This window comes from Kitasatospora sp. NBC_00240 (genome assembly GCF_026342405.1).
Taxonomy (GTDB): domain Bacteria; phylum Actinomycetota; class Actinomycetes; order Streptomycetales; family Streptomycetaceae; genus Kitasatospora.
The window spans coordinates 7,765,609-7,783,721 of record NZ_JAPEMU010000001.1; the positions used below are offsets into that span (position 1 = coordinate 7,765,609).

At 74.1% G+C, this 18,113-nt stretch carries 17 protein-coding genes and 1 riboswitch; of the genes, 8 read left to right on the plus strand and 9 right to left on the minus strand.

Annotated elements, in window-relative coordinates:
• The first annotated feature begins 122 nt into the window (after nt 1–122).
• Entirely contained in the window at nt 123–911 is a 789-nt protein-coding gene (locus OG689_RS33305; protein WP_266324537.1) for a CPBP family intramembrane glutamic endopeptidase, read from the plus strand.
• 60 nt (nt 912–971) lie between these two features.
• On the opposite strand, the gene OG689_RS33310 is transcribed toward OG689_RS33305, so the two are convergent.
• The 7 genes from OG689_RS33310 to OG689_RS33340 all read right to left on the minus strand — a co-directional run bounded on the left by OG689_RS33310 (nt 972) and on the right by OG689_RS33340 (nt 6,955).
• Nucleotides 972–1,208 carry a hypothetical protein gene (locus OG689_RS33310; protein WP_266324538.1) on the minus strand — a complete coding sequence of 79 codons (237 nt, stop codon included), beginning with the start codon at nt 1,206–1,208 and terminating at the stop codon, nt 972–974.
• Complete coding sequence (locus OG689_RS33315) at nt 1,208–1,330, minus strand: hypothetical protein (RefSeq protein WP_266324539.1); 123 nt, start codon at nt 1,328–1,330, stop codon at nt 1,208–1,210. Before OG689_RS33315 ends, OG689_RS33310 begins: the two co-directional genes overlap by 1 nt.
• 287 nt (nt 1,331–1,617) lie before the next feature.
• Nucleotides 1,618–2,886 (minus strand): MFS transporter, encoded by a 1,269-nt coding sequence (locus OG689_RS33320; RefSeq protein WP_266324540.1) that lies wholly within the window; start codon nt 2,884–2,886, stop codon nt 1,618–1,620.
• A gap of 213 nt (nt 2,887–3,099) precedes the next feature.
• Nucleotides 3,100–3,849: a dienelactone hydrolase family protein gene (locus tag OG689_RS33325; protein WP_266324541.1), complete on the minus strand. Its 750-nt coding sequence runs from the start codon at nt 3,847–3,849 to the stop codon at nt 3,100–3,102.
• Between the two features lie 87 nt (nt 3,850–3,936).
• Entirely contained in the window at nt 3,937–5,349 is a 1,413-nt protein-coding gene (locus OG689_RS33330; protein WP_266324542.1) for a sugar porter family MFS transporter, read from the minus strand.
• Nucleotides 5,350–5,599: 250 nt separating this feature from the next.
• Nucleotides 5,600–6,289: an FMN-binding negative transcriptional regulator gene (locus OG689_RS33335; RefSeq protein ID WP_266324543.1), complete on the minus strand. Its 690-nt coding sequence runs from the start codon at nt 6,287–6,289 to the stop codon at nt 5,600–5,602.
• A gap of 12 nt (nt 6,290–6,301) precedes the next feature.
• Nucleotides 6,302–6,955, minus strand: coding sequence for a pyridoxamine 5'-phosphate oxidase family protein (locus tag OG689_RS33340; RefSeq protein ID WP_266324544.1), 654 nt, complete (start codon nt 6,953–6,955; stop codon nt 6,302–6,304).
• Between the two features lie 34 nt (nt 6,956–6,989).
• Between OG689_RS33340 and OG689_RS33345 the strand changes: the two genes are divergently transcribed.
• Nucleotides 6,990–8,342, plus strand: a complete 1,353-nt coding sequence (locus tag OG689_RS33345; protein WP_266324545.1) for an aminotransferase class I/II-fold pyridoxal phosphate-dependent enzyme — start codon at nt 6,990–6,992, stop codon at nt 8,340–8,342.
• 257 nt (nt 8,343–8,599) lie between these two features.
• The gene (locus OG689_RS33350; protein ID WP_266324546.1) at nt 8,600–9,778 is read left to right on the plus strand and encodes a GDSL-type esterase/lipase family protein; all 1,179 of its coding nucleotides are present in this window, start codon (nt 8,600–8,602) and stop codon (nt 9,776–9,778) included.
• A 66-nt stretch (nt 9,779–9,844) separates the two neighbouring features.
• Here the strand turns inward: OG689_RS33350 and OG689_RS33355 are convergent, their stop codons facing one another.
• Nucleotides 9,845–11,203, minus strand: coding sequence for an NAD(P)/FAD-dependent oxidoreductase (locus tag OG689_RS33355; RefSeq protein WP_073927297.1), 1,359 nt, complete (start codon nt 11,201–11,203; stop codon nt 9,845–9,847).
• Nucleotides 11,204–11,373: 170 nt separating this feature from the next.
• Here OG689_RS33355 and OG689_RS33360 point away from each other — a divergent pair, with 170 nt between their 5' ends.
• The 4 genes from OG689_RS33360 to purB all read left to right on the plus strand — a co-directional run bounded on the left by OG689_RS33360 (nt 11,374) and on the right by purB (nt 14,958).
• On the plus strand, nt 11,374–12,129 hold the full coding sequence (locus OG689_RS33360; protein WP_266324547.1) for a HipA family kinase: 756 nt from the start codon (nt 11,374–11,376) through the stop codon (nt 12,127–12,129).
• 50 nt (nt 12,130–12,179) lie between these two features.
• Nucleotides 12,180–12,575, plus strand: a complete 396-nt coding sequence (locus OG689_RS33365) for a DUF3037 domain-containing protein (RefSeq protein WP_266327632.1) — start codon at nt 12,180–12,182, stop codon at nt 12,573–12,575.
• 83 nt (nt 12,576–12,658) lie between these two features.
• The gene (locus OG689_RS33370; protein ID WP_266324548.1) at nt 12,659–13,111 is read left to right on the plus strand and encodes a MarR family transcriptional regulator; all 453 of its coding nucleotides are present in this window, start codon (nt 12,659–12,661) and stop codon (nt 13,109–13,111) included.
• 407 nt (nt 13,112–13,518) lie between these two features.
• On the plus strand, nt 13,519–14,958 hold the full coding sequence (gene purB, locus OG689_RS33375) for an adenylosuccinate lyase (RefSeq protein WP_266324549.1): 1,440 nt from the start codon (nt 13,519–13,521) through the stop codon (nt 14,956–14,958).
• Between the two features lie 18 nt (nt 14,959–14,976).
• On the opposite strand, the gene OG689_RS33380 is transcribed toward purB, so the two are convergent.
• Nucleotides 14,977–16,509, minus strand: coding sequence for an MFS transporter (locus OG689_RS33380; RefSeq protein WP_266324550.1), 1,533 nt, complete (start codon nt 16,507–16,509; stop codon nt 14,977–14,979).
• A gap of 303 nt (nt 16,510–16,812) precedes the next feature.
• A riboswitch (cyclic di-AMP (ydaO/yuaA leader) is annotated at nt 16,813–16,990 on the plus strand.
• A gap of 3 nt (nt 16,991–16,993) precedes the next feature.
• On the opposite strand from OG689_RS33380, the gene OG689_RS33385 reads away from it, so the two are divergent.
• Nucleotides 16,994–18,046, plus strand: a complete 1,053-nt coding sequence (locus OG689_RS33385) for a M23 family metallopeptidase (RefSeq protein ID WP_266324551.1) — start codon at nt 16,994–16,996, stop codon at nt 18,044–18,046.
• Nucleotides 18,047–18,113 lie beyond the last annotated feature (67 nt).

Here is an 18,113-nt window from a genome sequence, read left to right on the forward strand (position 1 = left end):
CGCGGGACAGGGAGTGCGGCCACCGGGCGGGGCGGTTCGGGTGGGGCCGTACGCCCGTATGGAAGGATGATCGCCCCGGCGGTCGGCCGACCCCGGGGCGAAGCCCGCCCGCTGGAGCCGCCGTGAGCACCGTCTCGACCGAGCCCGGGCGCCTGCCCCTGTCCCGCCGACTGCTCGGCGCCGAACTGCTGATCGTCCTCGGCCTCTCGCTGGGCGCCAGCGGCCTCGGCGCCCTGATCAGCTTCGCCGGCTCGCTCACCCAGCCGCTCGCGCTCGGCCAGCAGGTCGCCACCCTCAACGGGTCCCGCGCCCCGGGCCGCCCCTGGCTGGACCTGGCCTGGCAGCTCTACTACATCGGGCGCGGCCTGATGCCCGTCGTCCTGGTCGGCTACCTGCTGGTCCGCGAAGGCACCTCGCTGCGCGTCCTCGGCTTCGACCTGACCCAGAAGCGGCGCGACCTCGGCCGGGGAGCCGCGGTGGCCGCCGCGATCGGCGGGTCCGGCCTGGCGCTCTACCTGATCTCCCAAGCGGCCGGCTACAACCTGACCGTCGCCCCCTCCGGCCTGCCCGACGTGTGGTGGCGGATCCCCGTACTGGTCGCCTCGGCCTGGGAGAACGCGATCCTCGAAGAGGTCATCGTGCTCGGCTACGTGATCCGCCGGCTCGGCCAACTCGGCTGGAGCTGGCCGGCGATCGTGGTGGCCAGCTCGGTGCTGCGCGGCTCGTACCACCTGTACCAGGGGGTCGGCGGGCTGGTCGGCAACATGGTGATGGGGGTGGTCTTCTGCCTGGCGTACCGCCGTTGGGGGCGGGTGATGCCGCTGGTGACCGCCCACGCGCTGATCGACACGGTGGCCTTCGTGGGCTACGCCCTGCTGGCCGGTCACGTCAGCTGGCTGCCGACCGGCTGAGCCGGACCGGCCTGCTTCGACGGGCCGACCGCGACCGGCCGACCCCATCCCGGTGGCAGGCTACCGGCGGGCCGGCGGCGGGCTCAGCAGTCCGGCCCGGGGCGGCCGGGCCAGCAGGCGTTCGACGTGCCGACGCTCCAATCCGTGGACCGGGTCGATCGGCAGCAGCAGGCGGTCCCGGCGCAGCAGCGCCCGGCGCACCAGCCGGCCGGGGATCACGTCGTCGACCCGGGCGAACGGCCGGCCCCGCGCGTACCGCAGGATCGGCGGCCACTTGCGCCCGGAGATCAGCTGCATCAGCGGGACCGCGGTTCGCCCGGCTGCGGGACGTACCCGGTGAAGCGGACCACCGGCAGCTCGGGCAGGCCGAGCAGGGGCGAGATGTGCCGATTGGCCTCCTCCTCCCAGGTGGTCGCCACACCAGCTCGTAGCCGCCGGCCAGTTCGCGCAGCCAGTCGGCGTGCCGGGTGGAGAGCAGCACGCGGAGGCCGAGCAGGGTGTGGGCGTCGAAGCCCGCGTCCGGGTGGGGCGAGGCGGGGTTGAGCACCCCGTCGACGTCCAGGAACAGCAGTGGTTTCGGCATGGGGAGCCCCCGGGGTCCGACGTCGTCATCACCCGTCCGGACGCGCACCGCAGGCCGTCGGTTGCCCGGCCGTGGAAGGTGGCGGTCGGGCGGGGGTCCGTCCGGAGCTCCGACGAGGTCCGTTCAGCCGACCGGTGCCGGAGCGGCGGCGGCCTCGACCGCGGCGGCCGTGCGCCGGCTCAGCCGGCGGACCTGCGGTTCGGCCAGCACCAGGACGCTGAGCAGGACGGTGACGGCGGCGCAGGTCCAGAGCGCGCCGCCGGTGCCCAGCGCCCCGGCGGCCGGTCCGGCCAGAGCGGTGCCGACCGGGGCCAGGGCCAGCGAGCCGAAGGCGTCGTACGCGGAGACCCGGGACATCAGCTCGGGCGGGATCTCCTGCTGCAGCGCGATCATCCAGTTCACCCCGAAGACGGTGACGCCGGCGCCGGAGAGGAACATCGCGGCCGCCAGCAGCGGCAGCGGCGCGGCCACCGCGAGGGCGGCCGCGGGCAGGGCGAAGAGGAACACGCCGTAGTTGCCGACCAGCAGGATCCGGCGGGGGCGCCAGCGCGCCATCAGGAGCCCGGTGAGCACCAGCCCGGCGCCGTCGGCGGCGAGGGCGAGGCCCCAGTCGCGGGCTCCGCCGAGCCGGGTCTCGGCGACGATCGGTCCGTACACGGCGTCGACTGCGCTGACGCAGGCCATCAGGACGGAGAACTGCAGCACGATCACCCAGAGCCAGCGCCGGGAGGCGAACTCCGTCCAGCCCTCGCGCAGTTCGCGGACCATCCCGCCGCCCTGCGGCTGCTTGGCCGCGGGCTCGACCCGTAGCAGGACCCGCAGGGCGGCGGCGGCCAGGAAGCAGCCGGCGTCGACGGCGAGCACCCAGCCGGCGCCGACCGTGGCGGTGAGCGCGCCGCCGAGGGCCGCGCCGCCGATCTGGGCCGCGTTCATGGCCATCCGGTAGACCGAGAAGGCGTGCGAGGCGTGCTCCGGGGCCACCGTCTGCATGATCATGCCGCCGGAGGCCGGGCCGTAGAAGGCCTGGCCGGCGCCGCCGGCCGCGGAGAGCAGCACCAGCTCCCAGAGCCGCACCGTGCCGGTCAGCACCAGGGCGGCGAGCACCGCCTGGGAGAGGCCGTTGAAGGTGTTGGCGGCGACCATCACATGGTGGCGCGGCAGCCGGTCGGCGAGCGCGCCGCCGACCAGGAGCAGCAGGACCAGCGGCACCAGCCGGGCCGCGGTGACGTAGCCGATCTCGGTGGTCGAGCCGCCGACGGCGAGGACGGCGAAGGCGGTGGCGATCGGCGCGCCGGCGTTGCCGAGGCCGCTGACCACCGTCGCGGCGGTCTGGATGCGGTAGTTGCGGCCGGCCCAGGCGAAGCGGCGGGGGTGGGTCGTTTGGCTGTGCACGTGCGCGACTATGACGGTTGCCCGGTCAGGTGTCTAACCGATTTTTGGTCCTGCCGAAGGGGCCGGCCGTCCGGGTGGCCCAGTCGGGCGGCAGGCAAGGGTGGCGGGCAAGGGTGGCGGGCAAGGGCGGCGGGCAAGCGTGACGAGCGAGCGCGGCGGGCAAGCGCGGCCGGCCCGGTCGGCCGGCCCGGGCCCGGTGCTGGGCGCCTGCGCTCAGCCGAGGTGCCCCCAGAGGAAGCTGAGGGTCCGCTGCCAGGCGATCCGCGCCTGCAGGGCGTCGTAGCGGCCGCCCGGATTCTCGTCGTTCATGAAGGCGTGCCCGGCCGGGTAGAAGTGGATCTCCGGGCGGCGGTCGGTGGCCTCCCCGATCCGGATCGCCGTCTCGTCCACGGCGGCCACCGGGATCGAGCCGTCCAGCTCGCCGTAGTGCCCGAGGACATGGGCGGTCAGCCCGCGGTAGTCGAACTCCGGATCGCGCGGCAGCCCGTAGAAGGGCACCGCGGCGGCGACCCGGTCGCCCTCCTGGGCGGCCAGCACCAGGGCGAAGCCGCCGCCCATGCAGAAGCCGACCACGCCGATCGCGTCCCCGACCACCGCGGGGTGTCCGAGCAGCAGGTCGACGGCGCCGCACAGGTCCCGTGCGGCGCGCTCCACCGGTAGTTCGCGCTGCAGCCGGGCGGCCTCGGCGCGGTCGTGCGCGGTGGCGCCGCCGTACAGGTCGGGTGCGAGGGCGACGAAGCCCTCGGCCGCGAACCGGTCGGTCACGGTGGCGATGTGCGAGGTGAGCCCCCACCACTCCTGGATCACCACGATTCCGGGACCGACGCCCTGCGGCGGCAGCGCGAGGTAGCCGCGCGCCTGCCGGCCGGCGCCGTCGGCGCCGGCCGTACCGCTGACGTCGTGGGCGCCGGAGCCGGCGCCGGGGAAGGTGACGTTCTGCCGGGAGCCGCCCTGGTCAGGCATGGCTGTCTCTCCGTGGGACGGGCCGCGGCCGGTCGCGGCCCGGCGGGGGAGCGGGATGTCGTACGGAAGGCGCGCCGGGAGCGGGCGTCAGCCCATCGACTCCAGGGTGCGCCCCTTGGTCTCCTTGATGCAGAAGACCACGAACGGGATGGAGAGCAGCGCGAAGCAGGCGTAGATGACGTAGGTGCCCGACAGGTTCCAGTCCGCGAGGTCCGGAAAGGTGACGGTGATGGCCCAGTTGGCGATCCACTGGGCGGAGGCGGCGACCGACAGGGCGAGCGCCCGGATCCGGTTGGGGAACATCTCGCCGAGCAGCACCCAGACCACCACGCCCCAGGAGAACGCGAAGCAGAACACGAAGACGTGGGCGGCGACCAGGGCCGTGGTGGCGTAGGCGTCCTCCAGGGTCGCGGTGTCGCCGGTGCCGACCCGGAAGGAGAAGGCCCAGGCGGCCAGGCCGAGGGAGAGCGCCATGCCCGCCGAGCCGGCCAGCGCCAGCGGCTTGCGGCCGATCCGGTCCACCAGGGTCATCGCGAGCACGGTGCCGATCACGTTGACGATCGAGGTGGAGAGGCTGATGAGCAGCGAGTTGCTCTCGTCGATGCCCACCGACTGCCAGAGGAAGGACGAGTAGTAGAAGATCACGTTGATGCCGACGAACTGCTGGAAGACCGAGGCACCGATGCCGATCCAGACGATCGGCAGCAGCCCGAACCGCCCGCCCAGCAGGTCCCGGGCCCGCGGCTTGTGGGTGGACTCCAGCACCGCGCGGATCTCGGCGACCCGGGCGTCCAGGTCGATCCCCTCGCCCTCCACCTCGCGCAGCACCTCGCGGGCCTCGTCCTCCCGCCTGGAGGCGATCAGGTAGCGCGGCGACTCGGGGATGGCGAGTGCCATCAGCCCGTACACCAGGGCGGGCACCGTCTCGACGCCGAGCATCCACTGCCAGGCCTGGATGCCGGCCAGGTGCCCGGTGGACTCCCCGCCGGCCGCCTCGTTCAGCGCGTAGTTGGCGAGCTGCGAGACGGTGATCCCGAGCACGATCGCCAGCTGCTGGAAGGACGCCAGCCGGCCCCGGTAGGCGGTCGGCGCGACCTCGGCGATGTAGGTGGGCGCGATCACCGAGGCGATGCCGATCGCGACGCCGCCGACCACCCGCCAGGTGGCCAGCACCTGGATGCTCGGCGGGAACATCGAGCCGACGCCGCTGATCGCGAAGAGCACCGCGGCCAGCAGCATCGTCCGGACCCGGCCCAGGTGGTCGGCCAGCCGGCCGGCCGCCACCGCGCCGGCCGCCGAGCCGAGCAGGGCGATCGCCACCACGAAGGCCGTCTCGCTGTTGCCCACCTCGAAGTGCTTCTGGATGCCGGTCACGGCGCCGTTGATGACGGCGCTGTCGTAGCCGAAGAGGAAGCCGCCCATCGCGGCGGCGGCCGAGATGAACACGACATGCCCGAGGTGCGCCTCACCGGCGTCCTTGGGTGGGTGGGTGGTGGCCACGACGAGCTCCTGAGGGTGCGACGGCCCGCCGGCACGGCCGAGTGGACAGGGTCCGCCTCACATTCGATCAGGCGGGTGACCGGTACGCCCGGCCGGCAGCCCGTTCGGCGGCATGTCGCGGCGGACGCAACCCGTCCGGGCGTACCTCCCTACGGTCCGTCAGTCCCGGCGAGCCCCGGCCCCGGCGCGAACCCGTGGCCGGGGCCACGGGCCCGGGCGTGGTCGCTGCGGCGCAACGCCGGCGGACGGCTCAGCCCGCCGGGCAGCCCTCCGGGCGCGCCGCCGGCTCCTGCCGCTGCGTCCGGGCCGGCACCGGGTCGCCGGCCCGCCGGGCGTTGCGCCGCAGCAGCTGCGCCCGGGCGCCCGGGTCCAGCCCCTGCGCGCGCTCCGCCAGCAGCCCGGCGATCGCGCGCTGCTCCGCGGCCGGCTTCTTGTCGTCGTACTTGAACTTGGCGCGGACCTCCCGGACGGTCAGCCGCAGCCCGCGCAGGCCCGTCAGCAGCGGGCCGAAGGGCTCGGCCCCGGGCGTCACCCGGACCTCGGGCGACTCCGGCTGGAAGTGCGCCAGCTGGCGGTTGAGGATGGCGGCCTTGCCCGCGGCGTCCTCGACGATCTCGGCGGTGCAGGCGAACTGGACCGAGGCGTAGTAGCTGGTCGGTGTGCCCGGCGCGCCACGCCAGGTGCCGGGGGCGAAGGCGTAGTCGTCCGTCACCGACAGCGTCACCTGCGGGTCGGCCCGCAGCGCCGCCCAGATCGGGTTGGGCGCGGCGAGGTGCAGCAGGATCTCGCCCGCGTCCGCGTCGAGAAGGAAGTGGGTCGGGACGAGGACGGGCCCGTGGCCCGGGGGGCCGTTGGCGGCGAGCAGCCCGAAGTCCCGCCCGGCGGCGAGCCATTCGCGCCATTCGCTCTCGTCGCCGCGGTCCCAGCTCCTGATCAGCATCTGCCCCTCCGGTCAGCGCAGTTCGCGCAGGTAGGCGGGCAGCGGCACGGTGCTGGAGGCGTCCGGCTCGGGGGCGCCGTGCACCGTCGCGACGGGGACGACGCCGGCCCAGTAGGGCAGGTCGAGGTCCGCCTCGTCGTCGTCGGCGCCGTCCGCGCGGGTCTTCGCCGAGACCTCGTCGAGGTCCAGCCGGACGACGGCGGTGGCGGCGAGTTCCCTGGCGTTGGGCCGGCGTACGTCGCCCGAGCGGCCGGGGACGGCCTGGTCGACCAGCGCGTCCAGGGCGACGGTCAGCTCCTCGGGGTCGGTGACCTGGCGGGCGATGCCGTGGGCCACCACCGAACGGAAGTTGACGGAGTGGTTGAACGCGGACTTGGTGAGCACCAGTGCGTCGACCAGGGTGACCGTGACGCAGACCGGGAGGCCGGGGTCGGCCGCGCCGCGCATCGGACGGCTGCCGGTGGAGCCGTGCACGTAGAGGCGGTCGCCGACCCGGGCGTAGATGGTCGGCAGGACGACGGGCGCACCGTCGGCGACGAACCCCAGGTGGCAGATGTACGTGCTGTCGAGGATCGCGTGGATCGCGTCGCGCTCCCAGGTGGCCCGGTCCTTGTAGCGGGTCGGGGTGGTGCGTTCGGTGCGGGAGTAGGTGGTGCCGTCCGACATGACAACCTCTATGTACTAGTGCATAATTCCTTTTGTGCTAGGAGAATATATGATCAAGGGGCGTCGGGCCAGCGATATCGCGGCGGATGTCGAGGCCGCGGTCGGCGCCGGGCAACTGGCACCCGGTGCTGCCCTCCCGCCGCTGCGCGAACTGGCCGAGCGGCTGGACGTCAACCCCAACACCGTCGCCGCCGCCTACCGCCTGCTGCGCGACCGCGGAGTGATCGAGACCGCCGGCCGCAAGGGCAGCCGGATCCGCCCCCGGCCGACGGTCGCCCCGCGCGACGGGATGCGGGTCCCCGTCCCCCCGCACGCCCGTGACCTGTCCGCCGGCAACCCCGCCACCGAGCTGCTCCCGGCCCTGGCACCGGCGCTCGCCGTCGCGGGGGCCGCCGCCGACCGCGACCCCGTGCTGTACGGGGAGCCGTCCGCCGATCCCGGGCTGCTCGCTCTCGCCCGGGACTCCTTCCTGGCCGACGGCGCACCCGAGGGCCGGCTGATGGTGGCCTCCGGCGCGCTGGACACCATCGAGCGGGTCCTCAACACCCGGCTGCGCCCCGGCGACCAGGTCGCGGTGGAGGACCCGGGCTGGGGCAGCCTGCTCGACCTGCTGCCCGCGCTGGGGCTCAGGCCCGTCCCGGTGGCGCTGGACGAGCAGGGCCCGCTGCCCGCCGCGCTCGCCGCCGCCCTGGCCGCCGGTGCCCGCGCGGCGATCGTCACCGGCCGGGCCCAGAACCCCACCGGGGCCGTCCTGACCGCCGACCGCGCGCAGCAGCTGCGCGAGGTGCTGGCCGCCCACCCGGGCATCCTGCTGATCGAGGACGACCACGGGCACGGCATCGTCGACCAGCCGTTCCGGTCGCTGGCCGGCGGCCCGCAAGGGGTGCCGGTCACCGCGCACTGGGCTGTGGTCCGCTCTGCGGCCAAGGCCTACGGCCCGGACCTGCGCCTCTCGGTGGCGGTCGGGGACGAGGAGACGGTGGCCCGGGTGCTGGGCCGGCAGAGCCTCGGCGCCGGCTGGGTCAGCCATCTGCTCCAGCGCACCGTCGCCGAACTCTGGCGCTCCGACGCGGCCCCCGTGCGGCGGGTGGCGGCGGCCTACCGCGCCCGCCGCGAGGAGCTGATCGGCGCGCTGGCCGCGCACGGCATCGCGGCGTACGGCGCCAGCGGCCTGAACGTCTGGGTGCCCGTCCGGGACGAGACCGCGACGGTGGTGGGGCTGGTGCAGCACGGCTGGGTGGTCGCGCCGGGCGCGCGGTTCCGGCTGCAGTCCCCGCCCGGGGTGCGGATCACGGTGGCCGACCTGGCGCCCGGCGAGGCGGCGCGGCTGGCGGCGGATCTGGCCGCGGTCCTGGCCACCGGCGGGGGAGACTCCCGGCCGGTCTGAGCGGACGGCGGCCTCCTGCGGCCGCTCACGGGCGGGGCGTCCCGGGACACTCCGGACGGCTCGGGGCACTCCCTCGAACCGGCGGGTGACAGGGCGGGAGAACCGGCGGGTAACAGGGCGAGAAAGTCGCTGCAGATACCTAGCGGTAACAAGCGCGCGCATGTCATGTTTCTCGCGCCACCGGCCGGCGGCCCACCCTCACCCCCGCGTCTCCCCGTCCCCATACAGCGGGCGAGACCGAACGCAGGAGTTCCGCCGTGCCCGAAAGCTGTCAGAGCACCGCCGCACGCACCAGCAGAACACAGCGGCTGTTCGCCGCCGTCCTCGCACTTCCCCTGCTCGCCACCGGCCTGCTGGCCGCCGCCGCCCCGGCCCGGGCCGCCACCGGCCCCACCGCCAGCGTGACCATGGGGGACAGCTACATCTCCGGCGAGGCCGGCCGCTGGAAGGGCAACAGCCTCACCACCAGCGGCTCCCGCGCCGGCACCGACCGGGCCTGGACCGGCAGTGCCTACGACCCGGCCCGGGTCTACGGCGCCACGTACGCGAGCGGGTGCGACCGCTCGGACGTCGCCGAGGTCCGCAGCGCCCCGACCCTGGCCCAGACCCAGATCAACCTGGCCTGCTCGGGGGCCGTCACCGCCAACGTGTTCCGGGCCGCCAACGGCGGCCAGTCGTACAAGGGCGAGGCCCCGCAGGCCGACCAGCTCGCCACCGTCGCGCGCGCCAACAACGTCAAGCTGATCACGCTCTCGATCGGCGGCAACGACCTGGGCTTCGCGGACGTCATCCAGACCTGCGTGAAGGACTACCTGATCTGGTACTCCTACTGCAACGACGACCAGCAGAGCGCCGTCGACGCCAAGATGGCCGCCGCGATGGCGGGCGTGCGCAAGTCGGTCGACGAGATCCGCGCGGTGATGACCGCCGCCGGGTACGCGGCCGGCGACTACCGGATCGTGCTGCAGTCGTACCCGTCGCCGATCCCGCGCAGCTCCGAGATGCGCTACGGCGAGAGCGGCTGGAGCCGGGCCGACACCGGCGGCTGCCCGTTCTGGGACGGCGACGCCGACTGGGCCCGCGACTCGCTGGTGCCGCAGATCTCCGACGCGCTGGCCGCGGTCGCGGCCGCCAAGGGGGTGCAGTTCATGGACCTGCGGGACATGCTGCAGGGCCGCGAGGTCTGCGCCACGGCCACCAGGCAGGCGACCTCGACCTCCGCGCCCTCCGCGACCACCGGTGAGTGGGCCCGGTTCGTCGACGCCGGCCTGAGCGCCTCGCAGGGCACCGTCCAGGAGTCGATGCACCCGAACTACTACGGCCAGCTCGCCCTCGGCCGCTGCCTGACCCTGCTGGGTGCCAGGCCGACCGGCAACTGGAGCTGCCGCAACACGGCCGGCCAGGACACCGACGGGATGTACCTGACCGCGAAGTAGTACGCACGCCGCCGGCGCCCGTACCCCTCGGCGGGGTGCGGGCGCCGGCGGGCGCGGTCGGGCCGGTCAGCCCTTGGCGAGCAGCGCCTGGGCGTGCGCCCTTACCTGATCCTTCGTCAGATAGGCGTCGGTGTACTCGAAGTCGCGCAGCCGGGCGGGCTGGCGGGCGAGGAAGCCGGTGCGGACGAAGTCGTCGCCGGCGGTCGCGTTGAGCAGCCAGTTCGCGCCGACCCGGAACTTCGCCGCGTTGGTCCGCATCGCCATCAGGTGGTAGCCGCGCGCCACCAGCTGGGCCGGGACACCCTCCAGCTCGATGCCGACCGGCTTGGAGACCGCGTCCTTGCCGCCGAGGTCCACCACCAGGCCCAAGTCCTTGTGGTAGTAGGGCTCCAGGGGCCGGCCGCGGAGCGAGGCGATCAGATTGTCGGCGACCGCCTTGCCCTGCCGGGCGGAGTGCTGGGCGGTCGGCGGGCAGACCGCGCCGTCGCCCTTGGCGAGGTCCGGGACGGCGGCCGCGTCGCCGAGCGCGAAGACACCCTCGAACTGCGGCACCCGCATCTCCGCCGTGACCGCCACCCGGCCGCGCACCGTCTCGGCGTCCAGGGTCGCGATCAGCGGGCTGGCCGCGACCCCGGCCGTCCAGATCAGCGTCCGGCTGGGGAGCACCCGGCCGTCGGTGAACTTGACGCTCTCGGCGCCCACCTCGGCCACCGACACGCCGAGCGACACCTCGATGCCGCGGGCGCGCAGCACCCGGAGCGCGGTCTCGCCCAGCGCGTCGCCGAGTTCGGGCATCAGCTTCGGGGCGATGTCGATCAGGTGCCACTTGATCTGCCGGGCGTCCAGCCGCGGGTAGCGCCGGGCGGCGGCGGTGGTCAGCCGTTGCAGGCAGGCCGCCGTCTCGGTGCCGGCGTAGCCGCCGCCGACCACCACGAACTGCAGCCGGGACTCCCGCTCACGCTGGTCCAGGCTGGCCGAGGCGAGGTCGAGCTGCGCGATGACGTGGTCCCGGACGTAGGTCGCCTCCGCGAGCGTCTTCATGCCGCGCGCGTAGTCGGTCAGACCGGGGATGTCGAAGGTCCGGGTCACGCTGCCGGGGGCGAGCACCAGGTAGTCGTAGCGCTCGGCGACCACCTCGTCGGTGATCTTCCGGACCACGCAGACCTTCGAGCGCGGGTCGACCCCGATCGCCCCGCCCGGGACGATGTGGGTGCGCCGCAGCGTCCGCCGCAACGAGACGGCCACCGACTGAGGGGTGAGCACGCCGGCCGCGACGTGCGGCAGCAGCGGCAGGTACAGCTGGTAACTGAACGGCGTGACCAGGGAGATCTCCGCCTCCGCGGGCGTGAGCTTGCGTTCCAGGCGGCGCGCGCATTCCAGTCCGGCGAAGCCGCCACCAACGATCAGGATCCGAGGTCGTTCCATCGTTCATCCCTTACAGTGCTGGTCCGAGCCGAGCCGGGACAACCAGGCCCCTGTCGGCGCGGCACGACCGGCCGGGCGGGGCCCACTGTCCGCCACACTCGCACGGTCCAACCGGCCCTGCCACCGCAGCGGTGCGGACGGTCGACCTGACGGATCGGTAGGCTGTCCGGGTGCTCACCGAGGTGACGGCGGTCCGTTATGTGACGCCACTACGTGAAGGCGGCTCGATGCCGGGCCTGGTCGAGGCCGACGACCACCGGCTCTACGCGCTCAAATGGGTCGGGGCCGCGCAGGGCCGGAAGGCGCTGGTCGCCGAGGTGCTGGCGGGTGAACTGGGCCGGCGGCTCGGGCTGCCGGTGCCCGAGCTGGTCACCGTCGACCTCGACCCGGTGCTCGCCCGGAGCGAACCGGACCAGCAGGTGCAGGACCAGATGCGGGCCAGCGGCGGCACCAACCTCGGGATGGCCTTCGTCAGCGGGGCGTTCAACTTCGACCCGCTCTGCTTCGAGGTCGAGCCGGAGCTGGCCGGGCAGGTGCTCTGGTTCGACGCGCTGATCGGCAACGTCGACCGGTCCTGGCGCAACCCCAACCTGCTGGTCGCCACCGGCGGCCTGCGGCTGATCGACCACGGCGCCAGCCTGATCTTCCACCACCACTGGCCGGGCGCGGCCGGCTGGATCCGGCGCCCCTACGACGCCGGTGACCACGCCCTGCTGCGGGCCAGGCCGGACGTCGCGGCGGCCGACAAGCTGCTGGCACCGCTCGCCCAGGAGGGGCTGGCCGGCGCGGTGGCGCAGATCCCCGAGGTCTGGCTCACCGACGAACCCGGCTTCGACTCGCCGGAGGCGGTGCGCGAGGCCTACCTCGCCCAGCTCACGGCCCGGCTGGCCGGCCCCCGCGACTGGCTCCCGGAGGTGTCCGGGTGAGCGCGGCCGAGATCCGTCGGGACACCGGCACCGAGGTATCGGAGGACACCGTGAGCAACCCCGACGGGACGCTGCACGACTACGAGTACGCGCTGGTCCGGGCGATCCCCCGGGTCGAGCGCGGCGAGTGCGTCAACATCGGCGTGCTGCTCTACTGCCGGCAGAGCGCCCACCTCGGCGCCCGCACCCACCTGGACCAGGCCCGGCTGCTGGCGCTCGACCCGGTGGCCGACGTGGCCGCGGTGCGGCGGGCGCTGCACGGCATCGAGGCGGTCTGCGCGGGCGGCCCCGAGGCGGGACCGGCGGCGGCCGACGACCCCGGCCGGCGGTTCCGCTGGCTGACCGCCCCGCGCAGCGCCGTCGTCCAGCCCGGACCGGTGCACACCGGCCTGACCGCCGATCCGGAGGTCGAGCTGCGCCGGCTCTTCGACCAGCTGGTGCTCTGACCTGGGCCCGGTCCGGGGTGAGGTTGGACATTTGCGGTGGTCGAAGCTGGAGCTGGTGAACCTTCTACGCGTACCCTGGCGGCATGGGTTCGACACCGACGGCGACCGCCGCACCGACCACCGCCGAGCTGATGGAGGCGCTGGCCGCCGTCGGCGCCGCGTACTTCCAGGACTTCGCGGGCGCGGCGGCCCGGCACGGGCTCTCGTCCTCGCAGGCCAAGGCGCTGGGCGCGGTGCACGAGCCGGTGCCGATGCGGGCGCTGGCGGGGCGGCTCGGCTGTGACGCCTCCAACGTGACCGGCATCGTGGACCGGCTGGAGACCCTCGGGCTGGCCCACCGGGAGGCGGCGGCGGGCGACCGGCGGGTGAAGATCGTGGTGATCACCGAGCAGGGCCGGGAGATCCTGGCCCTGATCCGGGCCGAGATGGCCCGGACCCACCAGGCCTTCGACGCCATGACCGAGGAGCAGCGGGTGGCGCTGTACTCGATCTGCCACCAGGTGCTGCCCGTGCTCACCGGCCGACCGGCGGCCTGACGCCGTAGCCGCGAGGCGTCGAGGCCGTTCGCGCGCCCCGGCCGGCATCAGGCCCCCGCGCCTGCTCGCTCCGTCTGCAGCCGGGGGGCGCCGCGCTCGGCCGGCCGCTCGGCGCCCGGCGGTAGCGGGCCGCCCGCCCGCAGGTGGCGGTGGGCCACCGCCGGCGGCAGGTCGACCAGGGCCGGCGTGACGGCCTCCGGGTCGGCGTCGCCGAGCTGGTCGACCAGCCCGGCCAGCGCCGCCCGGACCTGCGCCGCCCCCCGGTCGGCCCGCTCGGCGGCGCCCGTCGGCCAGTCCGCGCCGGTACGTCCGGCTGCTGCGCCGGGTGCTCGCCCGCTGACCGGGCGAGCACCCGCGGCGCGCTCGGGGTGGTCCGCCGACGATCCGGCTGACCTCGGCTGTTAGGCTTGCGAAGCGTGAGCGCGAAGCCCCAGATCCCCAATGTCCTGGCCTCCCGGTACGCCTCGGCGACCCTGGCCCAGCTGTGGTCCCCCGAGCACAAGGTGGTCCTCGAGCGCCACCTGTGGCTCGCCGTCCTGAAGGCCCAGCAGGACCTCGGTGTCGAGGTGCCCGCCACCGCCGTCGCCGACTACGAGCGCGTCCTCGACCAGGTCGACCTCGACTCCATCGCCGCGCGTGAGCGCGTCACCCGACACGACGTCAAGGCCCGCATCGAGGAGTTCAGCGACCTCGCCGGCCACGAGCAGATCCACAAGGGCATGACCTCTCGGGACCTCACCGAGAACGTCGAGCAGCTCCAGATCCGCCAGTCCCTGCAGCACGTCCGCGACCGTACGGTGGCGGTGCTGGTGCGCCTGGGCCGGCTCGCCGCGCAGCACTCCGAGCTGGTCATGGCCGGCCGCTCGCACAACGTGGCCGCGCAGGCGACCACCCTCGGCAAGCGGTTCGCCACGGTGGCCGACGAGCTGCTGGTGGCGTTCAACCGACTGGAGGAGCTGATCGCCCGGTACCCGCTGCGCGGGATCAAGGGCCCGGTCGGCACCGCCCAGGACATGCTGGACCTGCTCGGTGGCGACACCGGGAAGCTGGCCGAGCTGGAGCAGCGGGTGGCGGGCCACCTCGGCTTCGACAACGTGCTGACCAGCGTCGGCCAGGTCTACCCGCGCTCGCTGGACTTCGAGGTGCTCTCCGCACTGGTCCAGTTGTCCGCCGCGCCGTCCAGCCTGGCCAAGACCATCCGCCTGATGGCCGGCCACGAGCTGGTCACCGAGGGCTTCAAGGAGGGCCAGGTCGGCTCCTCCGCGATGCCGCACAAGATGAACACCCGCTCCTGCGAGCGCGTCAACGGCCTGGCCGTCATCCTGCGCGGGTACGCCTCGATGACCGCCGAGCTCGGCGGCGACCAGTGGAACGAGGGCGACGTCTCCTGCTCGGTGGTGCGCCGGGTCGCGCTGCCGGACGCCTTCTTCGCCTTCGACGGCCTGCTGGAGACCTTCCTGACCGTGCTCGACGAGTTCGGCGCGTTCCCCGCCGTGATCGAGGCCGAGCTGGACCGCTACCTGCCGTTCCTCGCCACCACCAAGGTGCTGATGGGCGCGGTGCGCGCGGGCGTCGGCCGGGAGACCGGGCACGAGGTCATCAAGGAGCACGCCGTCGCGTCCGCCCTGGCGATGCGGGCCGGCGCCCGGGAGAACGAGCTGCTGGACCGGCTGGCCGCCGACGAGCGGATGCCGCTCGACCGCGCCGCGCTGGACGCGCTGCTCGCCGACCGGATCTCCTTCACCGGTGCGGCCGGGGCGCAGGTCGCCGAGGTCGTCCGCCGGATCGAGGCGGTCGCGGCCGCCCACCCGGAGGCCGCCAAGTACGCGCCCGGTGACATTCTCTGACGTATCGTCAGTTCTTCCTCAGGGCCCTGTCGCGCTTTCCGCGGCGGGGCCCCGAGGCGTTCCGGGGCTTTCGTGCCCGGGGTCGATCGGCGGCCCGCAGGTGCCGCAGGTCCAGGCGCAGTCGGGCTCGGCGACCGGGTGGTCCTCGGGGGCCAGCACATTGCCGCGGACGGTGGCCAGGGCCAGCAGGCCGCCGGTCACCAGGAGGCCGGCGCAGATCAGCATCGAGGTCCGGAAGGCGGAGTCCACCGAGGCCGGCACCTGGTAGGCGTCGCCGCTCAGCCCGGACAGCGCGGGCAGCGCCGCGACCGCGAGCAGGCCGGCCGCCCGGGCGGCCGCGTTGTTGACGCCGCTGGCGATCCCGGCCCGGCGCACCTCCACCGCCGCCAGCACCGTCGCGGTGAGCGGCGCCACCAGCAGGACCATCCCGCAGCCCATCACCGTGGTGGCGGGCAGCACGTCCGTCCAGTAGGAGGCGCCGGGCCCGATCCGCAGCATCAGCAGCACGCCCGCCGCGCAGATCATCGGCCCGAGGAACAGCGGCAGCCTGGGGCCGATCCGCTTGCCGAGCCGCCCGGCCCGGGCGGACAGCGCCAGCATCAGCACGGTGATCGGCAGCAGGGCGAGCCCGGAGGTGAGCGGGGTGAAGCCGGACACCGTCTGGAGCTGCACCACCAGCAGGAAGAACACCCCGCTGAAGGCGGCGTACACGCAGAGGGTGACCAGGTTCACCGCGGTGAACAGGCGTGAGGAGAACAGCTCCAGCGGCAGCATCGGGGCCGGGGTGCGCCGCTCGACGGCGATGAACACCGCGCCGAGCAGCAGTCCGGCCGCGCCGGAGAGCCAGACCGCGGGGGAGAGCCCCTCACCGGCGGCCGTCAGCGCGTAGGTCGCCCCGCCGAGGGCGAGCGCGGCCAGCACCGCGCCCGCGATGTCGAAGCTGCCGGTGGCCTTCTCGTCCCGGCTCTCCGGTACGTGGCGCAGTGAGACGGCCAGGACCACGGCTGCCAGCGGCACGTTCAGCAGGAAGATCCACCGCCAGCCCGGGCCGTCCACCAGCCAGCCGCCCAGGAACGGGCCGACCGCCGCCGCGACCCCGCCCAGGCCGGACCAGAGGCCGACCGCGGCCGAGCGGTCGTCAGGGCGGAAGGTCGCCTGCAGCATCGCCAGCGACCCCGGGGTGAGCAGCGCGCCGCCGATGCCCTGCAGGGCGCGGGCCGCGATCAGCACCCCGACGTTCGGGGCGGCCGCGCAGAGGGCGGAGGCGGCGGCGAACCAGCAGACGCCGATCAGGAAGACCCGGCGCCGGCCGTACCGGTCGCCGAGCGCCCCGCCGAGCAGGATCAGCCCGGCCAGGGTCAGCAGATAGGCGTTCAGAGTCCATTGCAGGGCGGCCAACGAGGCGCCGAGGTCCTCGCCGATCCGCGGCAGGGCGACGTTGACGACGGTGCCGTCGAGCATCGCCATGCTGGATCCGAGCACCGTGGCCAGCACCACCCACCGGCCCTGCGGGGTACCGATCCTGAGCGTGCCGGCGTCGTCGGTTTCCACGGCTCGATCCTGCGCCCGGGGGGTCGACGTGACAAGGGTCACCGGCGGCGCGTCCGGGTGGTGGCTGAGCGTGTCCGGCGGTGGACGCAGGGCCGAAAATGTCGGCGCAGGGGGGTCGGGCGGTCGCTCAGCGCGATTGGATTGTGCACGTACTGCACAGTCGATCATTCGGAGAGTCACTGAATTCCCTGGGATTTTTGTGAATTTCCGGAGGTGAATGTGATCGACATTGATTTGCCCGGGTTGATGAGCTTTGCTTCAGCGACTGCCCGGCCAATGACCGGGTGGGCCCACCGGGTGGAACGCCTAGTCCTGCCGCTGCCCGGGGGCTTCGAACGAACTCTGCACGGCAGGAGTGGGGGACCCACAGGTAAGTCGCCGTCCCGGCAACCGGGACGGCTTGGGGTGAAGCCGCGCTTGCGGCCGGGCAACTCCAGCCCGAACCCGACAGCTCACCTCGCAGGCGTCGGAGAGGAAATACCCCATGCCCGCACAGGCAAAGCACCGTCGTAACCGTCTGCCCCGTCTCGCCCGGATCGGCATCGCCACCGGTGTGACCGGCGCGGTTCTCGCCCTTCCCCTGGTGACCGCCGTCAGCGCCTCGGCCCACGAGGTCCCGGCCGCCAAGTCGCAGTCCACCACCTGGACCGGTGCCACCAGCGCCGACGCCGTGGCCGTCAAGGCCGCCGCCGTCGAGGCTGCCCCCGCCGCGGCCCCGGCCGCCGCCGTCGACGAGACCTACAAGGTGGTCGGCGGTGACACCCTGTCGAAGATCGCCGCCGCGAAGAACGTCGACGGTGGGTGGCACGCTCTGTACGAGACCAACCGCTCCGTCGTCGGTGCCAACCCGAACCTGATCTACCCGGGCCAGCAGCTCGTGGTCGGCAAGGCCGCCGCCCAGGCGCCCGCCGCCGCCCCGGCCCCGAAGGCCGCCCCGGCCCCGAAGACCTCCTCCGACTCCGCGCCGGCCAAGAAGGCCACCCCGGCCCCGAAGGCCACTCAGGCGCCCAAGGCCGCCGAGGCCCCGAAGGCCACTCAGGCCCCCAAGCCGGTCGAGGCCCCCAAGCCCGCCGCCACCACCGCGCCGAAGCCGGCCACCACCCCGGCCCCGGCCGCGGCCGCCAGCACCTCCGGCTTCACCGCCCCGCTCGCCAACATCAAGCTCGGCACCGCCTACGGCGTGGCCGGCTCCATGTGGTCCAGCGGCCACCACACCGGTGCCGACTTCGTCGCCGCCACCGGCACCCCGCTGAAGGCCGTCGCGGCCGGCACCGTCGTCAAGGCGGGCCCGGGCGGCGCCTACGGCAACGAGGTCGAGATCAAGCTGGCGGACGGCAAGTACGCCCAGTACGCCCACCTCTCCTCGATCGGCGTCAAGGTCGGCCAGACCGTGACCGTCGGCCAGCAGATCGGTCTCTCCGGCGCGACCGGCAACGTGACCGGCCCGCACCTGCACTTCGAGATCCGCACCGGCTCGGAGTACGGCTCGGACATCGACCCGATCGCCTACCTCCGTGCGCACGGCGTCAGCATCTGACACCGGGTACGAACCCTCGCGGCCTGATGCGCCGCGGTAGTTGAACACCGGCCGGGCCGGCAGCGAA

What these genes read in the sequence shown, in the direction of transcription:
- OG689_RS33370 (WP_266324548.1), top strand. Translation starts at nt 12,659, where the DNA reads ATGGGTTCGACACCGACGGCGACCGCCGCACCGACCACCGCCGAGCTG.
- OG689_RS33310 (WP_266324538.1), bottom strand. Translation starts at nt 1,208, where the DNA reads ATGCAGCTGATCTCCGGGCGCAAGTGGCCGCCGATCCTGCGGTACGCG.
- OG689_RS33335 (WP_266324543.1), bottom strand. Translation starts at nt 6,289, where the DNA reads ATGCTGATCAGGAGCTGGGACCGCGGCGACGAGAGCGAATGGCGCGAA.
- OG689_RS33340 (WP_266324544.1), bottom strand. Translation starts at nt 6,955, where the DNA reads ATGTCGGACGGCACCACCTACTCCCGCACCGAACGCACCACCCCGACC.
- OG689_RS33355 (WP_073927297.1), bottom strand. Translation starts at nt 11,203, where the DNA reads ATGGAACGACCTCGGATCCTGATCGTTGGTGGCGGCTTCGCCGGACTG.
- OG689_RS33385 (WP_266324551.1), top strand. Translation starts at nt 16,994, where the DNA reads ATGCCCGCACAGGCAAAGCACCGTCGTAACCGTCTGCCCCGTCTCGCC.
- OG689_RS33325 (WP_266324541.1), bottom strand. Translation starts at nt 3,849, where the DNA reads ATGCCTGACCAGGGCGGCTCCCGGCAGAACGTCACCTTCCCCGGCGCC.